Origin of the sequence: Streptococcus jiangnanensis (assembly GCF_040888325.1) — a bacterium.
In the GTDB taxonomy this organism is placed as follows: domain Bacteria; phylum Bacillota; class Bacilli; order Lactobacillales; family Streptococcaceae; genus Streptococcus; species Streptococcus jiangnanensis.
In genome coordinates, this window is sequence record NZ_JBFNFF010000004.1 from 57,545 (window position 1) to 76,133 (window position 18,589).

Below are 18,589 nucleotides of genomic sequence, written 5' to 3' on the forward strand. Positions count from 1 at the left end.
AGACATGATAAAAGGAAAAGATGTAATTTTGACTGCTCGCGATATTGTCGTGGAATTTGACGTTCGTGACAAAGTTCTGACAGCTATCCGAGGAGTTTCTTTGGACCTGATTGAAGGAGAAGTTCTGGCCTTGGTAGGTGAGTCCGGTTCTGGTAAATCTGTTTTAACAAAAACCTTTACAGGGATGTTAGAAGACAATGGACGTATTGCCCAAGGAAGCATCGACTATCGTGGACAAGACTTGACCGCTCTTACTTCTAACAAGGAATGGGAGAAGATTCGTGGTGCTAAGATTGCGACTATCTTCCAAGACCCTATGACAAGTTTGGACCCAATCAATACAATCGGTAGCCAAATCACTGAAGTTATCGTTAAACACCAAGGGAAAACAGCTAAGGAAGCCAAAGAGATGGCAATCGACTATATGAACAAGGTCGGAATCCCAGACGCTGAAAAACGTTTTGAAGAGTATCCTTTCCAATATTCTGGGGGGATGCGCCAACGTATCGTTATTGCGATTGCCCTTGCCTGTCGTCCAGATATCTTGATCTGTGATGAGCCAACAACGGCTCTTGATGTAACCATTCAAGCGCAAATCATTGATTTGCTTAAAACCTTGCAAAATGAGTACCACTTTACCATTATTTTTATCACCCATGACCTTGGTGTGGTAGCAAGTATTGCGGATAAGGTAGCGGTTATGTATGCTGGTGAAATTGTAGAATACGGAACTGTTGAGGAAGTTTTCTACGACCCACGTCATCCATATACTTGGAGTCTCTTGTCTAGCTTGCCTCAGCTTGCTGACGATAAAGGGGAATTGTACTCTATCCCTGGAACACCACCGTCTCTTTATACTGAGTTGAAAGGTGATGCCTTTGCCCTTCGTTCAGATTATGCGATGCAAATTGACTTTGAAGAGAAAGCACCTCAGTTTTCAGTCACGGATACTCACTGGGCTAAGACTTGGTTGCTTCATGAGAATGCTCCTAAAGTTGAAAAACCTGGAGTCATTGCAGATTTGCATGACAAGATTCGTGATAAAATGGGCTTTGCTCATCTAGAAGACTAGGAGGAAGGAAATGTCTGAAAAATTAGTAGAAATTAAAGATTTAGAAATTTCCTTCGGTGAAGGAAGTAAGAAGTTTGTCGCGGTTAAAAACGCCAACTTCTTTATCAACAAGGGAGAAACTTTCTCTCTTGTAGGTGAGTCTGGTAGTGGGAAAACAACCATTGGTCGTGCTATTATTGGTCTAAATAATACTAGTAAAGGTGAAATCATCTTTGATGGTCATAAAATTAATGGGAAAAAATCTCATAAGGAATCATCAGACTTGATCCGTCGCATCCAGATGATTTTCCAGGACCCTGCAGCCAGCTTGAATGAGCGTGCAACAGTTGACTATATCATCTCTGAAGGTCTTTACAACTATCACTTGTTTAAAGATGAAGAAGATCGAAAAGAAAAAGTTCAAAAGATGATTCATGAAGTTGGACTTTTGAAAGAACACTTGACCCGTTACCCACACGAGTTTTCTGGTGGTCAACGCCAGCGTATCGGGATTGCCCGTGCTCTTGTGATGGAACCTGATTTCGTTATTGCGGATGAGCCAATTTCAGCCTTGGACGTATCAGTGCGTGCGCAAGTCTTGAACTTGCTCAAGAAGTTCCAAAAAGAGTTGGGCTTGACCTATCTCTTTATCGCCCATGACTTGTCAGTTGTTCGCTTTATCTCAGATCGTATCGCGGTTATCTATAAGGGAGTTATCGTCGAAGTGGCGGAGACAGAGGAGTTGTTTAACAATCCTGTCCACCCATACACTCAAGCGCTTCTATCTGCTGTACCGATTCCAGATCCAATCTTGGAACGCAAGAAGGTCTTGAAAGTTTACGATCCTGACCAACATGACTATGAGACAGACAAGCCATCTATGGTAGAAATTCGTCCAGGTCACTATGTTTGGGCCAATCAAGCAGAAGTTGCTCGATACAAAGAAGCTCTTAAAAAATAAACAGACTAGGAGAGGGCCGAAAGGTCTTCTCATTTTTAATAGAAAAAATTCCCCTTCTACTAGCTTGTAAAAGGGGAATTGTATTATCATTAACGTTTAGACCAGGTACGTTTCATAAAGAGTAGCAAAATTGGGTATATCTCTAAACGACCTGCAATCATTGCAAAGGAGAGTAGGATTTTAGAGATGGGACTAAAGATGGCAAAACTCGAGGTTGTACCTAGAATAGGTCCGATATTGTTAAAACAGCTGAAGACCGCACTGGTCACGACTAGAAAATCATTGCTATCAAGACTGACGATAAAGATGAGGGAGAGAATAATCATCATATAGATAGCAAAATATTTAAGAATCTTGTGCTGGGTATCCTTATCAATCACAGTTTTATTGACGTGTAGAGTCAAAACACGGTGAGGGGATAAGGTGGACAAAATCTGATTTTTTGCGATTTTAGAGAGGATAAGTCCTCTGATCACCTTAAGACCACCTGCAGTTGAGCCAGCTGATCCACCGATTCCCATGAGGAAGAGGAGGATAAATTGGGAGAAGAGGGGCCAGTTGGTAATATCTCCGTAACCAAAACCTGTTGTCGTGATGATATTGGAAACCTGGAAGAAGGCCATTTCAACACTCTTAGAGACACCTTGATAGAGGTGGAGTGTATTAAGCGTAATCAAGCCTGTAGAAACTAGGACAATGATGATATATGCTCGTAGTTCTTCATCTCCCAAGAAAGCCTTAACCCGACGGAGCATGAGGTAGTAGTAGAGATTGAAGTTAACTCCAAAAACCAGAACTCCGATACTAACTAGATAGGTGATGAGCGAGCTACCATAGTGGGCAATTCCGTCGTTATAGACGGTAAAGCCCCCAGTTCCTGCCGTTCCCATAGCGATGACAAAACTATCATAGAGAGGCATGCCTGCTAGATAGTAGATAACCACAAAAAGGGAGAAGAGAGCCAGATAAAGCAGATAGAGAATCTGGGCAGTGTTTTTTAGCTTGGATACGACCTTGCCAAAGACAGGTCCAGGGACCTCAGCCTTCATCACCTCCAAGTGACTATTCTTGGCATTGTCCATAATGGCAAGTGCAAAGACGAGTACCCCCATCCCTCCGATCAAGTGGGTGAAACTTCGCCAGAAGAGGAGGGAACGAGTGAGAACGGAAACATCGTTCAGAATAGTTGCTCCTGTAGTCGTAAATCCAGAACTGATCTCAAAGAAGGCATCGATGACGCTGGGGATTTGTCCTGAAAAGACAAAGGGGAGGCCACCAAAGAAAGACCATAGAATCCAACAGAGGGCAACAATTAAGACCCCTTCCTTGGCATAAATCCGTTGATTTTTCGGTTTCCGTAAAACGCCTAGACCACCGAGAAGGACTAAAATGACAATCGTAGAAAAGAGAGCGATAAATACTTGACTGGATTCTTGGTAATAGATCGCTACACTAACAGGGACTAGGAGAAGAACAGCCTCAATCAAGAGAAGTTTTGAGAGGAGGTAACGAATCATACTTTTATTCATTTTTTACCTCTCAATCAAATCATAAATTTTGGTGATATTTGGCAATAAGGTCGTCACGAGTAACTTGTCTCCCACCTCAAGCATATCCTCTCCAGTAGGGAAGATTGTTTTTCCTTTTCGGATAATGGCTGCGATGAGTACCCCTTTTTTCAATTTCAACTGTGATAGAGGTTTGGCAGTCATTTTATTAGCTTCCTTGATTTGGAATTGGAGAGTTTCAATTTGACCGTTTGCTAGATGGTGCATGGCTTGAAGATCTGAATACTGAGCGTTTACTCGACCACGGATAAAGTGCATAATGGTATCCACTGCGATGCTTTTTGGTGTGATGATACTCGAAAAATCAGGCGCGTGGATAATCTCTAGAAGGCTTGTTCGGTTGACCTTGGTGATATTCTTATCGACGCCAACACGGTCAAGGAACATGGAGGTGATAATGTTTTCTTCGTCCACCCCAGTCAAGGTTGCGACTGCATCATAGTGGGGGGCACTTTCTTCCAGCAAAATGTCTTTTGCAGTTCCATCTCCTTGGACAATATAGAGATTGGGAAACTTTTCACTGAAGAAACGAGCTCTTTCAGGATTGATCTCGATGACCTTGGTATCAATGCGACTGTCTTTTAAAATGCCGAGTAGATAATAAGCAATCTTTCCAGCTCCAACGATAAGCAAGCTTTTCACTGCACGAGATTTAAAATAGTTATGGAAAAGCATCATATCTACACGATTTCCCGTAACAAAAATCCTATCCTTGTCTTGAATAATAACATCACCGCTTGGAATCATCAGTTGATGATCTCTCTCCATAGCACAGACAATGACATTACCAAACTTTTTACGGAAGTCTGAGATTGGCATTTGACAAAGACCGCTAGAATCTTTGACAACAAACTCCATGAGACTGACCCGACCTCCAGCAAATCGTTCGACAGAGAGGGCATTAGGGAAATCAATGATATTTGAGATCGCACGCGCTGCTAGGAGTTCTGGGTTAACGATAAGTGAGAATCCAAGAATATTTTTCTCTTTAAAATAGGCATTGGAGTATTCAGGATTTCGTACCCGAACGATGGTTTCTTTAGCGCCCATTTTTTTAGCAAGTACCGCTGAAATCATATTCACTTCATCGTGTTCGGTTAGGGCGATAAAGATATCGCACTCTTGAACACCGGCTTGCTCCAAGATGGCAAAGTCAGCACCATTTCCAAGGAGACCTATGATATCAAAGCGACTGACAATGTGATTGAGAACAGCCTCATCTTGTTCGATGAGGACAACGTCATGGTTTTCTGCAACCAGTGAACGACAGAGGGCGAAACCAACTTTCCCTCCACCAACAAGGACAATTTTCATATAAAAAACCTACTTTTTCATGATGTAACTATCATACCCTTTTTTAGCAAAAAATGCACTTGCTAAGGCGATTTTTAGGGGAAGAAAGGCTTTTTTCAAGTTTTGAAGATACATTTGCTTAACTTCTATAACAATGTCTCTGATTTGAAGTAATTTGGTTCTTTTACCATACCTTTTCAGAAAGGAATGACCAAACATGAAAATATCATCAAAAAAAGTAAAAAAATCAAGTCGTTTCTATTGACAATGATTCTGAAAGTGTTATACTAAGGAAGTAGTTTCGCTGATTTACTTCAAACCTGTTGTGAGGTAAGTTAACGACACCTTAACCACGCTGTTTGCTGAGCTTGACTCCGGGCAGTGTGGCTATTTTTTTGCAATGATAAAAGGAAACCCGTCATGACAAATCACATTGTATTATTCGAGCCTCAGATTCCACAAAATACAGGTAACATTGCGCGTACTTGCGCTGCGACCAATTCTCCCCTCCACATCATTAAACCAATGGGCTTTCCCATTGACGACCGAAAGATGAAGCGGGCTGGTTTGGATTACTGGGATAAGCTTGAGATTTATTTTTATGACAGCTTGGAAGATTTCATGTCTCAGATGAAAGGACAAGTCTATCTGATTTCGAAATTTGCTGAGAAAGTGTATTCTGAGGTGGATTTATCGACTGACGAGGACCATTATTTTCTCTTTGGACGTGAAGACAAGGGCTTGCCAGAGGACTTTATGCGTGAACATCCTGAGACAGCTCTCCGCATTCCTATGAACGATGAACATGTCCGCAGTCTCAATGTTTCCAATACGGTCTGTATGATTGTCTATGAGGCTCTCCGTCAGCAACATTTTGCTGGTCTTGAGCTTGTTCACACCTATGAAGTAGATAAATTGAAATAATCAAAATGCTTGCACTTGCAAGCGTTTTTTGTTATGATTAAAGGGTCTTCAGGGCTGGGTGTAATTCCCGACCGGCGGTGACTTTAACTAGGAAATGATCTTTTCCTTTTATACTTTGTTGACAAGCTTTGCCTAACCAGAAGTTATGCCTACAGCTTGTCGCCTAGTCTAAAAGAAAAATCTCAATTTCCATTCTCTTAAAGAAGTCCGCGAGCGCAAGCTGATGTGGTGCGATTCCACAACCGACAGTATAGTCTGGATGGGAGAAGACGAGAGAATGGCTTTGTCTGTTCTGATGAGTTTATAGATGAATTGCAACCGCTTGCTCAACAGAGTGAGGGGGAACTTTTGGGATATAAAAAGTGAGAATAGATAGAGGGATCCTTTCCAACTTCTTCTGATTTTATAGAAAATTGGAGGAACCTGTTATGACAAACACACGTCGAATTTCGACCATTGCGATTTTATCAGCCATTTCATTTGTGCTGATGTACTTTGACTTTCCGCTCTTGCCAGCGGCAACCTTCCTCAAGATTGAGTTTAGTATCTTGCCAGTCCTTGTGGGCTTGGTGGTCATGGATTTGCCAGCTGCTCTAGGAATTCTCTTGATGCGCTCACTCTTGAAGTTGCTTCTGAATAGCCAAGGAGTGAACACTTACATTGGCTTGCCAATGAATATCGTAGCTCTGGGAGTTTTTGTTATCGTCTTTGGTTTGATTTGGAAAAAGGAACGTAGCACCCTTCGTTTCCTACTAGCATCTCTAGCGGGAACTGTCGGATTGACTGCGGCTATGTTGGTGCTCAACTATGTCTATGCGGTTCCTTTATACGCGCAGTTTGCCAACTTTGATATTGGAAAAATTTTGGGACTTTCCAACTACCTAATGACTATGGTATTACCTTTTAACTTGATTGAGGGTGTAATCTTTGCCGTTTCATTCTGGTTGTTATACGTCCTCTTGAAACCAACCTTAAAACATTATGAGAGATAAACAAACATTTTTAATGAAGGGCAGTTTTGCCCTTTTACTTTTCGTCCTTCTTGGCTATATGGTTAAGTTCTATCCTGAAACGCTGGTCGGTTTTGACCAACCGATTCAGACTGCCCTTCGTGGGGACTTGCCAGATTATTTGACTGTTCTGTTCCGTGCCCTTACACGCCTGATCGATATCCCAGTGATTATCACCTGGGTTGCCATCGCAGCCTTTGTCTTTTATCGTAGGCAGTGGAAGATAGAAAGCTACTTCATGGCGGGCAATTTAGCCTTAGCCGGTCTTTTGATTGTGACCTTTAAAAATATTTACCAGCGCCCACGACCAGCTATCTTACACTTGGTAGAGGAGAAGGGATTTTCCTTCCCAAGCGGGCATTCTCTGGCAGTGACTCTGATGGTAGGGACTTTGATTGTCATTCTCAGTCAACGGATTAAAGATCCGGTTTGGAGAAAAATTGTGCAAATCGTCCTTGGGGTCTACCTAGTCAGTGTGCTGCTATCTCGGGTCTATCTGGGAGTTCACTACCCATCAGACGTCCTTGCCAGTCTCTGTGTGGGCCTGGGAGTCTTGTTTATCGAATTTCCCTTCTATGACAAGCTTCGCTTCCAATGGCGATTTAAAGGCAAGCAGAAGTGAGATAGGTCTTGCAAGAATGGTAAAAATCTGATAAACTAAGTAGTAATTGAATAGGAATCCGCAAGACTAGTAACTCAAGGGAAGTATGACAGGGAGGAGAGCCGTGACTGCAAGCTCTCTATATGAAAGTTGGGTGAATTCACTTGCGCATGGATTTAGAAATGAAGGTCTGACTTGTCAGATGAAAACGGATGGTACCGCGTGTCAACGCTCCGAGTGGAGTTTTTGGCATGTGGTTTTCTTTTTATCTACGAGAGACTGATGGAGGAATTATGTCAACTATTGAAGAACAATTAAAAGCGCTTCGCGAAGAAACGCTGGCTAGCTTGAAGCAGATTACTGCTGAAAATGAAAAAGAGATGCAAGACTTGCGTGTCTCTGTCCTTGGTAAAAAAGGGTCGCTTACGGAAATCCTCAAAGGGATGAAAGATGTCTCTGCTGAGATGCGCCCAATCATCGGGAAACACGTCAATGAAGCGCGTGATGTCTTGACAGCGGCCTTTGAAGAAACAGCTAAGCTCTTGGAAGAAAAGAAAGTCGCAGCTCAACTAGCAAGTGAGAGCATCGATGTGACGCTTCCAGGTCGCCCAGTTGCGACTGGTCACCGTCATGTCCTTACACAAACCAGTGAAGAAATCGAAGATATTTTCATTGGGATGGGTTACCAAGTCGTGGATGGTTTTGAAGTAGAGCAAGACTACTATAACTTTGAGCGTATGAACCTTCCAAAAGACCACCCAGCCCGTGATATGCAGGATACTTTCTACATCACAGAAGAAATCTTGCTTCGTACTCACACGTCTCCAGTACAGGCGCGTGCTATGGATGCTCATGATTTTTCAAAAGGTCCTTTGAAAATGATCTCACCGGGGCGTGTGTTCCGTCGTGATACGGACGATGCAACCCACAGTCACCAATTCCACCAAATCGAAGGATTGGTTGTTGGGAAAAATATCTCTATGGCAGACCTTCAAGGAACCCTTCAGTTGATTGTCCAAAAAATGTTTGGCGAAGAACGTCAAATCCGTCTGCGTCCATCTTATTTCCCATTCACAGAGCCATCTGTTGAGGTGGATGTTTCTTGCTTCAAGTGTGGTGGAGAAGGCTGTAACGTATGTAAGAAAACAGGTTGGATCGAAATTATGGGTGCCGGTATGGTTCACCCACGTGTCCTTGAAATGAGTGGAATCGATGCGACTGTTTATTCTGGTTTTGCCTTTGGTCTTGGTCAAGAACGTGTAGCTATGCTCCGTTACGGAATCAACGATATCCGTGGGTTCTACCAAGGCGATGTCCGCTTCTCAGAACAGTTTAAATAAGATTGAAACCTGAAACACAGTCTAGTTATTTTCTCTTGATGAGAATGGTAAGGACTGACTCGAAGAAAAAGAAAGGAATTGAAAAGAACTTACTTGTGGGTTCTTGCAATCAGAATTATGTTAGTATCTTATAAATGGTTAAAAGAATTGGTGGACATTGATGTGCCATCACAAGAGTTGGCTGAAAAAATGTCAACTACAGGGATTGAGGTCGAAGGTGTGGAATCACCGGCTGCTGGTCTCTCAAAAATTGTCGTCGGTGAGGTCTTGTCTTGCGAAGATGTGCCAGAAACTCACCTTCATGTTTGTCAGGTTAACGTTGGCGAAGAAGAAGCTCGTCAAATCGTTTGTGGTGCACCGAATGTACGTGCTGGTATCAAGGTCATGGTGGCACTTCCAGGAGCTCGTATCGCTGACAATTACAAGATCAAAAAAGGGAAAATCCGTGGTTTAGAGTCTCTCGGAATGATTTGTTCCCTTGGTGAATTGGGAATTTCTGACTCAGTTGTACCGAAGGAATTCGCAGATGGTATTCAAATCTTGCATCAAGATGCAGTACCAGGTGAGGAAGTCTTCTCATATCTAGACTTGGATGATGAAATCATCGAACTTTCTATCACGCCAAACCGTGCAGACGCTCTATCTATGCGTGGAGTAGCGCACGAAGTGGCAGCCATCTATGACAAGGCAGTTAGCTTTAAAGAATTCAGTTTAACAGAAACAAATGAAGCTGCAGCAGACGCCCTTTCTGTAGACATTGAAACAGATAAGGCGCCTTACTATGCAGCCCGTATCTTGGATAATGTGACCATCGCACCAAGTCCACAATGGTTGCAAAATATCCTCATGAATGAAGGCATCCGTCCGATCAATAACGTAGTTGACGTAACCAACTACATCCTGCTTTACTTTGGTCAACCGATGCATGCCTTTGACTTGGATACCTTTGAAGGGACTGACATCCGTGTGCGTGAAGCGCGTGCTGGTGAAAAATTGGTGCCCTTAGATGGTGAAGAGCGTGACTTGGAAACAAATGACTTAGTCATCACTGTCGCTGACAAACCAGTAGCCCTTGCAGGTGTCATGGGGGGTCAAGCAACAGAAATATCTGAAAATTCTAGTCGTGTTGTCCTTGAAGCGGCTGTTTTCAATGGTAAATCCATCCGCAAGACTAGCGGACGCCTTAACCTTCGTTCGGAATCATCTTCTCGCTTTGAAAAAGGGATCAACGTGGCAACTGTTAATGAAGCCCTTGATGCGGCGGCTAGCATGATTGCTAATCTTGCAGGTGCGACAGTGCGTAAGGGCATCGTTTCAGCAGGAGCGCTTGATACTTCTGATGTGGAAGTTTCTTCGACTCTTGCAGACGTCAACCGTGTCCTTGGTACGGAACTTTCATATGCTGATGTCGAAGATGTCTTCCGTCGTCTTGGCTTTGGCCTTTCTGGCAATGCTGAAGCCTTTACAGTCAGCGTACCCCGTCGTCGTTGGGATATCACCATCGAAGCGGACCTCTTTGAAGAAATCGCCCGTATCTATGGTTATGATCGCTTGCCAACTAGTCTTCCAAAAGATGATGGTACAGCTGGCGAATTGACTGCGACACAAAAATTGCGCCGTCAAGTTCGTACCATCGCTGAAGGAGCAGGTTTGACAGAAATCATCACCTACGCTCTGACAACTCCTGAAAAAGCAGTTGAGTTTACGGCTCAACCAAGTAACCTTACAGAACTCATGTGGCCAATGACAGTGGACCGTTCTGTCCTCCGTCAAAATATGGTCTCAGGTATCCTTGATACCGTTGCCTACAACGTGGCTCGTAAGAACAAAAACTTGGCTCTTTACGAGATTGGAAAAGTTTTTGAACAAACAGGCGATCCAAAAGAAGAATTACCAAACGAAATCAACAGTTTTGCCCTCGCCTTGACAGGCTTGGTTGCTGAAAAAGACTTCCAAACAGCAGCAGTTCCAGTTGATTTCTTCTATGCTAAGGGAATCCTTGAAGCGCTCTTTACTCGCTTGGGACTAGAAGTGACTTATACAGCAACAGCTGAGATTGCTAGCCTTCACCCAGGACGTACAGCCGTGATTTCACTCGGTGACCAAGTTCTTGGTTTCCTTGGCCAAGTGCATCCGGTCACTGCCAAGGCTTATGATATTCCAGAAACGTATGTAGCGGAGCTCAACCTTTCAGCCATTGAAGCTGCCCTTCAACCAGCTGATCCATTTGTGGAAATCACAAAATTCCCAGCAGTCAGCCGTGACGTGGCCCTACTTCTCAAGGCAGAAGTCACTCACCAAGAAGTTGTAGACGCAATCCGAGCTGCCGGCGTGAAACGTTTGACAGATATCAAACTCTTTGACGTCTTCTCGGGCGAAAAACTGGGAGTTGGCATGAAGTCAATGGCCTATAGCTTGACCTTCCAAAATCCAGAAGACAGCTTAACGGACGAAGAAGTCGCACGCTATATGGAAAAAATCCAAGCATCACTCGAAGAAAAAGTCAATGCAGAAGTACGTTAACTCATCAATCCATCCTTCGGGGTGGGTTTTTTAGTAGAAAAAATCATCAAGCTTTAGCCTGATGATTGAATCAAATTGACGGGGAAACAACTCCTTTTTAATACTGTTACAAGATGATCAGACATCGATATTTTTTGTCATCCAATCAGCTATGAAGTGATAGGTATCGTTTCGATTATTCTCGTTTAGAATTTCGTGACGAGCCTCTTCAACTAATCGGAGACTTACTTTCGAATGTGAAGCCTTTAGGAGTTTTACAAATCTTTCTATACCTTTACCATTTTCGCCTAGAGGGTCTTCTTGTCCCGAAATCACAAGAATTGGGAGTTGGGTTGGAATCTCATCGATTACTTGTTTACTCGCTACTTGGTTAGAAAAGTAAAAAATAGATCGGTACATGGGAATAGTAGGTATGAATTGACAGAATGGATCCTTCAGATAAGCTTGGTTGGATTCTTCATTTTTTGAGAGCCAATCGACAGATGTTTTAGGATTTTTAATAGTTCGATTAAAGCTATCAGTTGATAGATAAGTCAAGAGTTTACTACGGTGTTTATTCCCTTTTATAAGTCGAATGCATTCTGTTAAGATAAGAGCGAATCGAGTCAGAAATTGAGGTTGTTGGCCAGTTCCCATGATGATCAAGGCATTGATAGGTGGTTTTCTTTTAGCTGCATAATAGCGACACATAAGAGACCCCATAGAATGCCCTAAAAGGACGATTGGGAGTCCTGTATAACTTTCTTGAATGAAGGAGGTCACTCTTTCAATATCATCGATGAGTTCCTCGGGAGATTCAGGAAAGACTCCGAGTTGACTTGGATTTTGAGCAGTATAGCCGTGGCCGAGATGATCATGGCCGATAACAGTAAAGCCTTCTTTATTCATAGCTAGAGCAAATTCTTCATATCGTTCTACGTATTCTACCATGCCATGTACAATCTGAAGAACGGCTTTTGGCTGTTCAGCTTCCCAAATGATTAAGTTATTGTTGTTTGGTTCGAGTTTAAGTCTTTTTTTCATATCAGATTCCTAGCCTATGATAATCTATAGTCTATCAAAATTATACAATAAAATAGTACGATAAGCTAGGCAGAATGATGAAGATTAGTAGCAACAATTCGGGACTAAAAATGAACATTTGAGGACATAGCCAACGGATTTATCAAGAAATGAGTATAATAAATTTATCACTTAAAATCTGGAGGACTAAAATGCTTGGTGATAAGCTAATAAAGTTCCTATCCAGAAAATATCCTTCTTGAAATCAAAATTTAAAAATGGACATAAATCGTTGTAAAGGCTATCAAAAAGGAGTATAATAAGTGCAACATATTTCGGAGGTGGAAGATGCTAGAAGTAAGAAATCTAGAGAAAAGTTTCGGTTCCAAGCAAGTCTTGTTTGGTGTCGATTTTCAGGCAAGTCCAGGACGAATTCTAGGGCTGGTCGGAAAAAATGGTGCTGGGAAAACAACGATTTTCCACAGTATTTTGAAATTTTTGGAGTACCAAGGAGAGATCAGTCTGGATGGGCAGGAGATTCGTCAGGAAACCTACGCTCGGATAGGTTATTTGCCTGAAGAACGCAGTCTCATGCCCAAGTTGACAGTCCTTGAGCAAGTTCGCTACCTGGCTACTCTGAAAGGCATGGATGCCAAGGAGGTCAAGGAAAAACTCCCTCAATGGATGGAAAAACTAGAAGTTAAGGGGAAATTAACAGACAAGATCAAGAGTCTCTCAAAAGGGAATCAGCAGAAAATCCAACTGATTATTACTCTAATCCATGAACCAGACTTGATTATTCTGGATGAGCCTTTTAGTGGACTGGATCCAGTCAATACTGAGTTGCTCAAGCAGGTCATCTTAAAAGAAAAAGAGCGTGGTGCAACCATTATCTTTTCAGACCATGTCATGACCAATGTCGAGGAGCTTTGCGATGATATTCTCATGATTCGAGATGGGCGTGTAGTCTTGCATGGACCGGTCCAAGAAGTTCGCAATCAATACGGGAAAACGCGTCTCTTTGTTTCAAGTGAACGAAGCAAGGAAGAATTGGAAAATCTTCCTCATGTCAAACAGGTGAGCTTGACCAAGCAAGGTAGTTGGAAATTGATCCTAGATGATGAAAGTGCTGGAAGGGAACTCTTCCCAATCCTCACTCAAGGTCAATATATTGCGACCTTTGACCAACAGGCTCCAACAATCGATGAAATCTTTAAACTAGAATCAGGGGTGGAAGTATGAGAAATATGTGGGTTGTAATGAAGGAAACCTATCTTCGACATGTCAAGTCGTGGAGTTTCTTCTTTATGGTGATTTCGCCGTTCCTCTTTTTAGCCTTATCTGTAGGAATCGGCTTTCTCCAAGGGTCTTCTATGGCCAAGAATAGCAAGATAGCAGTAGTAACAACTGTGCCATCTGTGGAAGAAGGGCTCAAGGGTACCAATGGTATCAACTTTGATTATAAGGATGAAGCCAGTGCCCAGGCTGCTATCAAGGATGAGAAAATCAAAGGTTACCTAACCATTGACCAAGAGGACAGTGTCCTCAAGGCCGTCTATCATGGTGAAACTTCTCTTGAAACAGGCATCAAACTAGCAGTAACCAATAAGTTAAACGAACTGCAATACCAACTCAATCGCTCGGCAGCCAATTTGTCCCAAGAGCAGGAAAAGCGCCTGAGTCAAACCGTTGATTTTACTGAGAAAATTGATGAATCCAAGGAAAACAAAAAAATTGTTCAAACCATTGCGGCCGCAGGGCTTGGTTTCTTCCTTTATATGATTTTGATTACCTATGCGAGTGTCACTGCTCAGGAAGTGGCTAGCGAGAAAGGAACCAAAATTATGGAGGTGGTCTTCTCTAGTATCCGAGCTAGTCATTATTTCTACGCTCGCATGCTGGCTCTGCTTCTTGTGATTTTGACTCATATTGGCATTTACGTCGTGGGTGGTTTGGCTGCCATTCTGCTCTTTAAAGACCTACCAATCTTGGCACAATCTGGAATTTTAAACCATATAGGAGAGGCCTTCTCGCTCAATACCTTATTGTTTGTCTTGGTTAGCCTCTTTATGTACGTTGTTTTAGCAGCCTTCCTAGGATCTATGGTTTCTCGCCCTGAGGATTCAGGAAAGGCCTTGTCGCCATTGATGATCTTGATTATAGCGGGATTTGTCGGTGTGACCTCTCTAGGTGCTGCAGGGGACAATTTGATTTTGAAAATTGGGTCTTATATTCCCTTTATTTCAACCTTCTTTATGCCATTTAGAGCCATCAATGGTTATGCAAGTGATTTAGAAGCTTGGATTTCTCTTGCCATAACGGTTGTCTTTGCAGTCACTGCAACAGCCTTTATCGGACGTATGTATGCCAGCCTAGTCCTTCAGACAGATGACTTAGGTCTATGGAAAAGCTTCAAACGTGCCTTGGCTTATAAATAGGAGAGCCTCGCAAAAGCGAGGTTTTTCTAAATGTTAAACACTGAAATCGGCAAAAATATTTTTCATATCTATTGACTTTTAGTAGTGAAATTTGGTATGATAGTAGACGGTATTGTTTACCCCATTTGTAAGGCCCCGGAACCTTTCAAATACCCCGCGGACCGGAACATCCGCCCTGTAAACAAAAACGATATTCATATAGGAGAAATCATGAACAAAACTACATTCATGGCTAAACCAGGCCAAGTAGAACGCAAATGGTACGTTGTTGACGCAACTGATGTACCTCTTGGACGCCTTTCAGCAGTTGTTGCTAGCGTACTTCGCGGAAAAAACAAACCAACATTCACACCACACACTGATACAGGTGACTTCGTAATCGTTATCAATGCTGAAAAAGTTAAATTGACTGGTAAAAAAGCAACTGATAAGATCTACTACACTCACTCAAACCACCCAGGTGGATTGAAACAAATCTCTGCTGGTGAACTTCGTTCTAAAAATGCAGTACGTTTGATCGAAAAATCAGTTAAAGGTATGCTTCCACACAATACTCTTGGCCGCGCTCAAGGTATGAAATTGAAAGTATTCGTTGGAGCTGAGCACACTCACGCTGCACAACAACCAGAAGTTCTTGATATTTCAGGACTTATCTAAGGAAAGGAACAATAAAGTATGTCACAAGCACAATATGCAGGTACTGGACGTCGTAAAAACGCTGTTGCACGCGTTCGCCTTGTTCCAGGAACTGGTAAAATCACTGTTAACAAAAAAGATGTTGAAGAGTACATCCCACACGCTGACCTTCGTCTTGTTATCAACCAACCATTCGCAGTTACTTCAACTGTAGGTTCATACGACGTTTTCGTTAACGTTGTAGGTGGTGGATACGCTGGTCAAGCAGGAGCTATCCGTCACGGTATCGCTCGTGCCCTTCTTCAAGTAGACCCAGACTTCCGCGATTCATTGAAACGCGCAGGACTTCTTACTCGTGACTCACGTAAAGTTGAGCGTAAGAAACCAGGTCTTAAGAAAGCTCGTAAAGCATCACAATTTAGTAAACGTTAATTCGAGAGAATTACTATACTTACAAAGAACACCTTTCGGGGTGTTCTTTTTATGCTTCCTGCCATGGAGTGTTTGCTTCTCTCATCTTCTAACGATATCTCTCATATGGTATAATGAGGTAAGGACTGTTCCTCATTTCAGACGAGTTTATGGATTTCAGGATAAGTTAGGAGATGAGACGAGTATTTCTGTCAGTCTCCTATACATCTGTTAACAGCTGTCCAAAGTAAAAGGAGATTGTAGATTGATTTTATTAGTATTAGGGATTTTGGTTTTGCTCATTCTAATCTTAAAAAGGAAACAGAAGACTGCTAAAAAATCTGAGGGAAACGCCAAGAAAAGAAATTGGCTATTAATAGGTTGCTTATCCATAGTGATCCCAATCGTAATCTTCACAGTGTTCAGTCCAATTTTTTCTCTAATGGATATGTGGGGACTATTTGCCCATGTAAGTCGAACTGAGATTGAGCAAGCTGTGTATCGTTCTTATCAAAACTATGGTTTAACAGGTCAGTTTGAGTTAGAAAAATACGAGAAAAACTATACAAGCGTGGGAGGATTTATAATCCATGGTACCTATAGTGAAAATATAGCCGGAAAAACCTATCAGGTTAAAACTCGATTTAAATACTATACTCGTTTTTCGGAAAATGAAACATATGGAAAGACAGATGCAGAAGTTGATTACAATAATTATAAAAAAATTTATGATGTTTTCCCAGAATTAGCCTATTTAGGGATTGAGGTTAGTCCAGGCACCAGCGAATTTTTAAAAACACTGGACAGTTCAATCAAAGATCCTCAACTGCCTGATTTGAAGTATCAAGGTATTCGTTTTGAATTCAATAACCAATCTGACAATATCCATCTTTATAATGAAATATTAGAGGAAAATCAAAGTAAGGGCCAAGCTCTGCAAGGAATGTATCCAATGGATGCTCAATATCTTTTCCAAAAAGAGATTTTTATACCAACATTTGAATTTCAGTATTTCGTTCCAAAAGAAAAAAGAGATCTCTTGTATGATGACTATCTTAAAGAGCTTGAAGCGCTCATGAAGGAATTTTTTGCCAACCAACCCTTACCAAGAGGTCTTTATGCTGTAAAGATTGCTAAATATAAAGAGGATAAACTTGTCAATGATAGTGGTGTATACTATGTGAGGATTGAAAATCGTCAAGTTGTAAAGCTGTTGCAAAAATTAGAGTAGGAGTCGCTAGGGCTAGGTCAGTCTCACAATATTTTTACTAAGAAGAGAAGGGGAGATTTGTCGGCTTAATCAAGATTTTAGCTGGTGTCAATATGAGAAAATTTGGGTGTGGATAATGATGGGAGAGGATTTGCAATGATCAGTTTAGAGCTGTTGTCTGAAGAAAATTGTCTAGATGTATATGTTTTTGAAAAAGAAAATCGGGAGTATTTTGAACGAAATCTACCTCCTAGACCAGCTAACTATTTTGATTTAGAATGTTTTAAAGAAATTACAAGGGAATTGTTAACGGAACAAAGGAATCGGGCTGTCTATATGCATCTTATTAGAGACGCGCAAGGCGTTATGGTCGGAAGAATCAATTTAAGTGTCTTAGAGGGTAATCGAAAAACAGCAGAGCTTGGGTATAGGATTGGGGAAAATGTTAGCAACCTAGGCTATGCTAGCGAAGCGGTTAAGCTTGTTTTAGAAAAAGCCTTTATTACTTATGGTTTCAATAGAATCATTGCAGGAACGGCAAGGGATAATCTGGCCTCTCAGAGAGTACTTTTAAAAAATGGTTTCACCTTTAGTAGAATGATAGAAAATGACTTACAAATTCATAATGAGTGGGTTCATACAGCAGTATTTGAGATAAGGAGGCCATAATATCATCAATTCCGGTCTATTAACAAGGTTAATGGAGTTCTAATCTTTCCAGACATTCAAGAATTTACTCTTGGATGTCTTTTTTATTCAGAATAGATAAGTGGTGCTGTTTAAACTTGTTTTTCCCAGTGGACAATCGTTCACTTTTTTTATATAATAAAACTAAACCAAATTGGTTGAACTTTGAAAATGTAAGCTCAACCATCAATGTGTCTTTCTAAGGGAGATAATGTCCATTAAAGCATCACACTAGGAGGTGAATCATGTACCAACCAGAAAAACTCAAGGCTCGGAGAAAAGAGCTAAAACTGACACAAAAAGAGATTGCAGAGGAATTGGGGATTAGTTTTCAGGCTTATTCGGCTTGGGAACGTGGGGTCAAGGAACCATCCAGGGAGAAGGTTGCTCAGCTAGAGAAGATTTTAAAAGTCGCAAAAGGCTATTTTACTCAGATTGAGATCGTCCGTCTCTACAATAGCCTTTCCAAGCAAGGGAAGGAAAAGGTTGTTCTCTATGCTCGCAACCTAGCTCAAGAGGAACAAGTTCAGAAAGTGACAGCCATGTCAGAGCGTCTCTACGAGTATCACGTCTATGAACGCATGTCAGCAGGGATTGGGGCTTCGGTCTATGATGACAGAAATTTTGATACGGTCTACTTTAATGAAGAACTAGCCCATGATTTTGCGTCCTGGGTCTCTGGGGATTCCATGGAGCCTAAATATCAAAATGGTTCTGTGGCTCTGATTCGGGAAACCGGATTTGATTACGATGGGGCGGTTTATGCAGTGGTTTGCAACAACCAGACCTATATCAAACGGGTCTATCGTGAGGAAGATGGCTTGCGTCTGGTCTCTATCAATCCTAAATACAAGGATATTTTCATCTCCTATGAGGAAGATCCTCGGATTGTGGGGATTATTGTTGGGAATTTTGTGCCGATGGAGGGTTAGCC

General features: G+C 41.9%; 17 protein-coding genes and 1 riboswitch. Of the genes, 14 read left to right on the plus strand and 3 right to left on the minus strand.

Features of this window, described 5'->3' with window-relative positions:
- Window positions 1-4 precede the first annotated feature (4 nt).
- Window positions 5-1,072, plus strand: a complete 1,068-nt coding sequence (locus AB2B49_RS06615; RefSeq protein WP_000589652.1) for an ABC transporter ATP-binding protein — start codon at window positions 5-7, stop codon at window positions 1,070-1,072.
- Between the two features lie 10 nt (window positions 1,073-1,082).
- Window positions 1,083-2,012 carry an ATP-binding cassette domain-containing protein gene (locus AB2B49_RS06620; protein ID WP_001291311.1) on the plus strand — a complete coding sequence of 310 codons (930 nt, stop codon included), beginning with the start codon at window positions 1,083-1,085 and terminating at the stop codon, window positions 2,010-2,012.
- A gap of 89 nt (window positions 2,013-2,101) precedes the next feature.
- On the opposite strand, the gene AB2B49_RS06625 is transcribed toward AB2B49_RS06620, so the two are convergent.
- Together AB2B49_RS06625 and trkA are read right to left on the minus strand one after the other, a co-directional pair.
- Window positions 2,102-3,541: a TrkH family potassium uptake protein gene (locus tag AB2B49_RS06625; RefSeq protein WP_320692017.1), complete on the minus strand. Its 1,440-nt coding sequence runs from the start codon at window positions 3,539-3,541 to the stop codon at window positions 2,102-2,104.
- A gap of 3 nt (window positions 3,542-3,544) precedes the next feature.
- Window positions 3,545-4,894 (minus strand): Trk system potassium transporter TrkA, encoded by a 1,350-nt coding sequence (gene trkA / locus AB2B49_RS06630; RefSeq protein WP_049505180.1) that lies wholly within the window; start codon window positions 4,892-4,894, stop codon window positions 3,545-3,547.
- 399 nt (window positions 4,895-5,293) lie between these two features.
- On the opposite strand from trkA, the gene AB2B49_RS06635 reads away from it, so the two are divergent.
- The 5 genes from AB2B49_RS06635 to pheT all read left to right on the plus strand — a co-directional run bounded on the left by AB2B49_RS06635 (window position 5,294) and on the right by pheT (window position 11,271).
- Entirely contained in the window at window positions 5,294-5,797 is a 504-nt protein-coding gene (locus AB2B49_RS06635) for a tRNA (cytidine(34)-2'-O)-methyltransferase (protein ID WP_049505179.1), read from the plus strand.
- A gap of 40 nt (window positions 5,798-5,837) precedes the next feature.
- Window positions 5,838-6,072: riboswitch (FMN riboswitch) on the plus strand.
- Between the two features lie 153 nt (window positions 6,073-6,225).
- Window positions 6,226-6,789, plus strand: a complete 564-nt coding sequence (locus AB2B49_RS06640) for an ECF transporter S component (protein WP_049505178.1) — start codon at window positions 6,226-6,228, stop codon at window positions 6,787-6,789.
- The gene (locus AB2B49_RS06645) at window positions 6,779-7,429 is read left to right on the plus strand and encodes a phosphatase PAP2 family protein (protein ID WP_254734024.1); all 651 of its coding nucleotides are present in this window, start codon (window positions 6,779-6,781) and stop codon (window positions 7,427-7,429) included. Before AB2B49_RS06640 ends, AB2B49_RS06645 begins: the two co-directional genes overlap by 11 nt.
- A gap of 272 nt (window positions 7,430-7,701) precedes the next feature.
- The gene (gene pheS, locus AB2B49_RS06650) at window positions 7,702-8,748 is read left to right on the plus strand and encodes a phenylalanine--tRNA ligase subunit alpha (RefSeq protein WP_000103743.1); all 1,047 of its coding nucleotides are present in this window, start codon (window positions 7,702-7,704) and stop codon (window positions 8,746-8,748) included.
- 117 nt (window positions 8,749-8,865) lie between these two features.
- A complete protein-coding gene (pheT, locus tag AB2B49_RS06655) occupies window positions 8,866-11,271 on the plus strand; it encodes a phenylalanine--tRNA ligase subunit beta (RefSeq protein ID WP_049505176.1) in 2,406 nt (801 codons plus the stop codon).
- A gap of 117 nt (window positions 11,272-11,388) precedes the next feature.
- Here the strand turns inward: pheT and AB2B49_RS06660 are convergent, their stop codons facing one another.
- A complete protein-coding gene (locus AB2B49_RS06660; protein WP_049505175.1) occupies window positions 11,389-12,294 on the minus strand; it encodes an alpha/beta fold hydrolase in 906 nt (301 codons plus the stop codon).
- 327 nt (window positions 12,295-12,621) lie between these two features.
- Here AB2B49_RS06660 and AB2B49_RS06665 point away from each other — a divergent pair, with 327 nt between their 5' ends.
- The 7 genes from AB2B49_RS06665 to AB2B49_RS06695 all read left to right on the plus strand — a co-directional run bounded on the left by AB2B49_RS06665 (window position 12,622) and on the right by AB2B49_RS06695 (window position 18,587).
- Window positions 12,622-13,515, plus strand: coding sequence for an ABC transporter ATP-binding protein (locus AB2B49_RS06665; protein WP_049505174.1), 894 nt, complete (start codon window positions 12,622-12,624; stop codon window positions 13,513-13,515).
- On the plus strand, window positions 13,512-14,711 hold the full coding sequence (locus AB2B49_RS06670) for an ABC transporter permease (RefSeq protein ID WP_320692018.1): 1,200 nt from the start codon (window positions 13,512-13,514) through the stop codon (window positions 14,709-14,711). The genes AB2B49_RS06665 and AB2B49_RS06670 overlap by 4 nt, the downstream gene beginning before the upstream one ends.
- Window positions 14,712-14,921: 210 nt before the next feature.
- Window positions 14,922-15,368: a 50S ribosomal protein L13 gene (rplM, locus tag AB2B49_RS06675; RefSeq protein WP_001044624.1), complete on the plus strand. Its 447-nt coding sequence runs from the start codon at window positions 14,922-14,924 to the stop codon at window positions 15,366-15,368.
- Between the two features lie 18 nt (window positions 15,369-15,386).
- Window positions 15,387-15,779 carry a 30S ribosomal protein S9 gene (rpsI, locus tag AB2B49_RS06680; RefSeq protein WP_000075969.1) on the plus strand — a complete coding sequence of 131 codons (393 nt, stop codon included), beginning with the start codon at window positions 15,387-15,389 and terminating at the stop codon, window positions 15,777-15,779.
- A gap of 244 nt (window positions 15,780-16,023) precedes the next feature.
- Window positions 16,024-16,989: a hypothetical protein gene (locus AB2B49_RS06685; protein WP_320692019.1), complete on the plus strand. Its 966-nt coding sequence runs from the start codon at window positions 16,024-16,026 to the stop codon at window positions 16,987-16,989.
- Between the two features lie 135 nt (window positions 16,990-17,124).
- Complete coding sequence (locus tag AB2B49_RS06690) at window positions 17,125-17,637, plus strand: GNAT family N-acetyltransferase (RefSeq protein WP_320692020.1); 513 nt, start codon at window positions 17,125-17,127, stop codon at window positions 17,635-17,637.
- 263 nt (window positions 17,638-17,900) lie between these two features.
- The gene (locus AB2B49_RS06695) at window positions 17,901-18,587 is read left to right on the plus strand and encodes a LexA family transcriptional regulator (protein ID WP_320692021.1); all 687 of its coding nucleotides are present in this window, start codon (window positions 17,901-17,903) and stop codon (window positions 18,585-18,587) included.
- Window positions 18,588-18,589: the final 2 nt, after the last annotated feature.

What these genes read in the sequence shown, in the direction of transcription:
- AB2B49_RS06690 (WP_320692020.1), top strand. Translation starts at nt 17,125, where the DNA reads ATGATCAGTTTAGAGCTGTTGTCTGAAGAAAATTGTCTAGATGTATAT.
- AB2B49_RS06660 (WP_049505175.1), bottom strand. Translation starts at nt 12,294, where the DNA reads ATGAAAAAAAGACTTAAACTCGAACCAAACAACAATAACTTAATCATT.
- AB2B49_RS06670 (WP_320692018.1), top strand. Translation starts at nt 13,512, where the DNA reads ATGAGAAATATGTGGGTTGTAATGAAGGAAACCTATCTTCGACATGTC.
- rplM (WP_001044624.1), top strand. Translation starts at nt 14,922, where the DNA reads ATGAACAAAACTACATTCATGGCTAAACCAGGCCAAGTAGAACGCAAA.
- rpsI (WP_000075969.1), top strand. Translation starts at nt 15,387, where the DNA reads ATGTCACAAGCACAATATGCAGGTACTGGACGTCGTAAAAACGCTGTT.
- AB2B49_RS06620 (WP_001291311.1), top strand. Translation starts at nt 1,083, where the DNA reads ATGTCTGAAAAATTAGTAGAAATTAAAGATTTAGAAATTTCCTTCGGT.
- AB2B49_RS06615 (WP_000589652.1), top strand. Translation starts at nt 5, where the DNA reads ATGATAAAAGGAAAAGATGTAATTTTGACTGCTCGCGATATTGTCGTG.
- AB2B49_RS06695 (WP_320692021.1), top strand. Translation starts at nt 17,901, where the DNA reads ATGTACCAACCAGAAAAACTCAAGGCTCGGAGAAAAGAGCTAAAACTG.
- trkA (WP_049505180.1), bottom strand. Translation starts at nt 4,894, where the DNA reads ATGAAAATTGTCCTTGTTGGTGGAGGGAAAGTTGGTTTCGCCCTCTGT.
- AB2B49_RS06640 (WP_049505178.1), top strand. Translation starts at nt 6,226, where the DNA reads ATGACAAACACACGTCGAATTTCGACCATTGCGATTTTATCAGCCATT.
- AB2B49_RS06665 (WP_049505174.1), top strand. Translation starts at nt 12,622, where the DNA reads ATGCTAGAAGTAAGAAATCTAGAGAAAAGTTTCGGTTCCAAGCAAGTC.
- pheT (WP_049505176.1), top strand. Translation starts at nt 8,866, where the DNA reads ATGTTAGTATCTTATAAATGGTTAAAAGAATTGGTGGACATTGATGTG.
- AB2B49_RS06635 (WP_049505179.1), top strand. Translation starts at nt 5,294, where the DNA reads ATGACAAATCACATTGTATTATTCGAGCCTCAGATTCCACAAAATACA.
- AB2B49_RS06625 (WP_320692017.1), bottom strand. Translation starts at nt 3,541, where the DNA reads ATGAATAAAAGTATGATTCGTTACCTCCTCTCAAAACTTCTCTTGATT.
- pheS (WP_000103743.1), top strand. Translation starts at nt 7,702, where the DNA reads ATGTCAACTATTGAAGAACAATTAAAAGCGCTTCGCGAAGAAACGCTG.
- AB2B49_RS06645 (WP_254734024.1), top strand. Translation starts at nt 6,779, where the DNA reads ATGAGAGATAAACAAACATTTTTAATGAAGGGCAGTTTTGCCCTTTTA.